2 protein-coding genes and 1 pseudogene are annotated in these 2100 nt (G+C 75.2%); 2 read left to right on the top strand and 1 reads right to left on the bottom strand.

The features are described from left to right. Positions 1–678, top strand: a 678-nt coding sequence (locus tag MXD58_RS26265) for a tetratricopeptide repeat protein (RefSeq protein WP_250610442.1), incomplete at its 5' end; no start/stop codon positions are given. Positions 679–819: 141 nt separating this feature from the next. Next, positions 820–1767 (top strand): arsenic resistance protein, encoded by a 948-nt coding sequence (locus MXD58_RS26260; RefSeq protein WP_248837907.1) that lies wholly within the window; start codon positions 820–822, stop codon positions 1765–1767. A gap of 19 nt (positions 1768–1786) precedes the next feature. Here MXD58_RS26260 and MXD58_RS26255 read toward each other — a convergent pair. After that, a pseudogene (locus MXD58_RS26255) lies at positions 1787–2100 on the bottom strand (hypothetical protein); the annotation flags it as partial.

Raw genomic sequence — 2100 nt, 5'->3', positions numbered from 1 at the left:
GGCGTGCTCACCGCCGAGCACGACCTGTACCGGGTGCGGGCCGCGCAGGGGCGGCCGCAGGAGGCCGAGCGGGGCCTGCGCGGCGTGCTCGAGGACCGTGCCCGTGTGCTCGGCCCGGAGCATCCGGACACCCTGACGACCCAGCACTACCTGGCTCGCGCGCTGCGCGAGTCCGGCCGGCTTCGGGAGGCGCGCAGCCTGCTCGAGCACACCCTGCGCAGCCGCGAGCGGGTCCTCGGCCCCCGTCACCGGGACACCCTGACGACCCGCAACAACATCGCGGACGTGCTCGTCGAGCAGCAACGGTGGGCCGACGCGGAACAGACCCTGACGCAGGTGTGGTCCGACCGTGCCAGCACCCTCGGGCCGGAGCATCCCGCGACCCTGGTGACCCGCTACCACCTGGCGCGGCTCGACCACCATCGCGGCGCGCCCGCGAGCGCGGCGGTCCGGGCCGACGAGCTGGTGGCGGACTGCCTGCGGGTCCTCGGCCCGGACCATCCGCGGACCCTGCAGGCGATCGGCCTGCGCGGAAAGATCGCCCAGGCCCGCGGCCATCTCGACGCGGCCCTCGGCGAGGTGGCCGACGCGCACCAGCGCAGCCTGCGCGTACTCGGCCCGCGCCACGTCACCACCCGCACCCTCCAGCGCCTCGCCGAGCTCGACGCCGCCGCCTGACCCACCCGCGGCCGGTCACCGCCCCCTGCCCTGCGCCGGCGCGACGCCGGCGACCTGGGAGGATGACCGGGACCTGCCCGGACACGGCAACCAGCGGGGAGTCCGACTCTGACGTGGGAACGGGCCGGCCTGGTCGCCTGGATGGACGAGCATCAGGTCGGTGTCTACCTCAGCGCCATGAGTGTCGGTGGCCTCCTCGGCGTGGGCGCACCCGGCGTCGGACCTGGCCTGGAACAGGCGATCAGCCCGCTGCTGGCGGCGCTGCTCTACGTCACGTTCCTGCAGGTCCCCGCCGCCGAGCTGGTCCGCTCGCTGCGCGACGGCCGGTTCCTCGCCGCCGCGCTCGCCGTGAACTTCGTCGTCGTGCCGCTCGTGGTCGCCGCGATGTTCCCGTTCCTGCCCGATGATCAGGCGGTGCGGCTCGGGGTGCTGCTGGTCCTGCTCTGCCCCTGCGTCGACTGGGTGATCGTGTTCACCGGCCTGGCCGGGGGCAGCAGCCGGCGCCTGCTCGCCGCGACCCCGCTGCTCCTCGTCGCGCAGATGCTGGCCCTGCCCGTCCTGCTGTATCTGTTTCTCGGCTCGGAGCTGGCCGACGTCGTCGACGCCGGCCCCTTCCTGCGGGCTTTCCTCAGCCTGATCGTCATCCCGCTCGCGCTGGCCTGGGCCACCCAGGCCTGGGCCGCACGCCGACCCGCCGGGCAACGGGTGGCGGCCACCGTCAGCACGGCGATGGTGGCGCTCCTGGCCGCCGTGCTCCTCGTCGTCCTCGCCTCCCAGCTACCGAAACTCGACGGCAGGTTCGGCGACGCGGCCGCCGTCGTCCCGTTCTACCTGGCGTTCCTCGTCGTCATGGCGTTCGCCGGGACGGCGCTCGGCCGCCTGTTCCGCCTCGACGCCCCCGCCGGACGGGCGGTGCTGTTCAGCGGCGCGACCCGCAACTCCCTCGTCGTACTCCCGCTCGCGCTCGCGCTGCCCGACCGGTTCGCCCTCGCCCCGGTCGTGGTGGTGGCCCAGACCCTCATCGAGGTCCTCGGCATGGTCGCCTACGTCCGCCTCGTGCCCCGGCTGATCCCAGCTCACCCCGCCTAGCCGGCGCACCCGGCCCCGGCTACCGCGGTGGCATCGCGCCGGCGGGCTCGACAGCCTGGTCGTGATCGTCCGGGCCGGACGCCCGCGGGACGGCGTTCTCGCGCTGCGCCCGGACCACCGCCGACCACCGGGCGAGAGCGAGCGACCAGCCGGCGGCGAGGGCCAGCGGGACCCACGGCAGGAGGCCGCCGGAGCCGGTCAGTAACCAGGCGAGGCACCCAAGGTGCACGGCGAGCAGGTTCAGCCGGACGAAACCAGCGCCGCGCGCCCGGGCCGAGCGGATCGGGTCGAGCCCGGGGGCGCCGGAGCGCAGCAGCCGGACCAGCCCGGCGG

Origin of the sequence: Frankia sp. AgKG'84/4, from assembly GCF_023242965.2 — a bacterium.
Lineage (GTDB): Bacteria > Actinomycetota > Actinomycetes > Frankiales > Frankiaceae > Frankia.
Note: the sequence above shows the minus strand (reverse complement) of the source record. Positions and strands in the feature narration are given on the sequence as shown.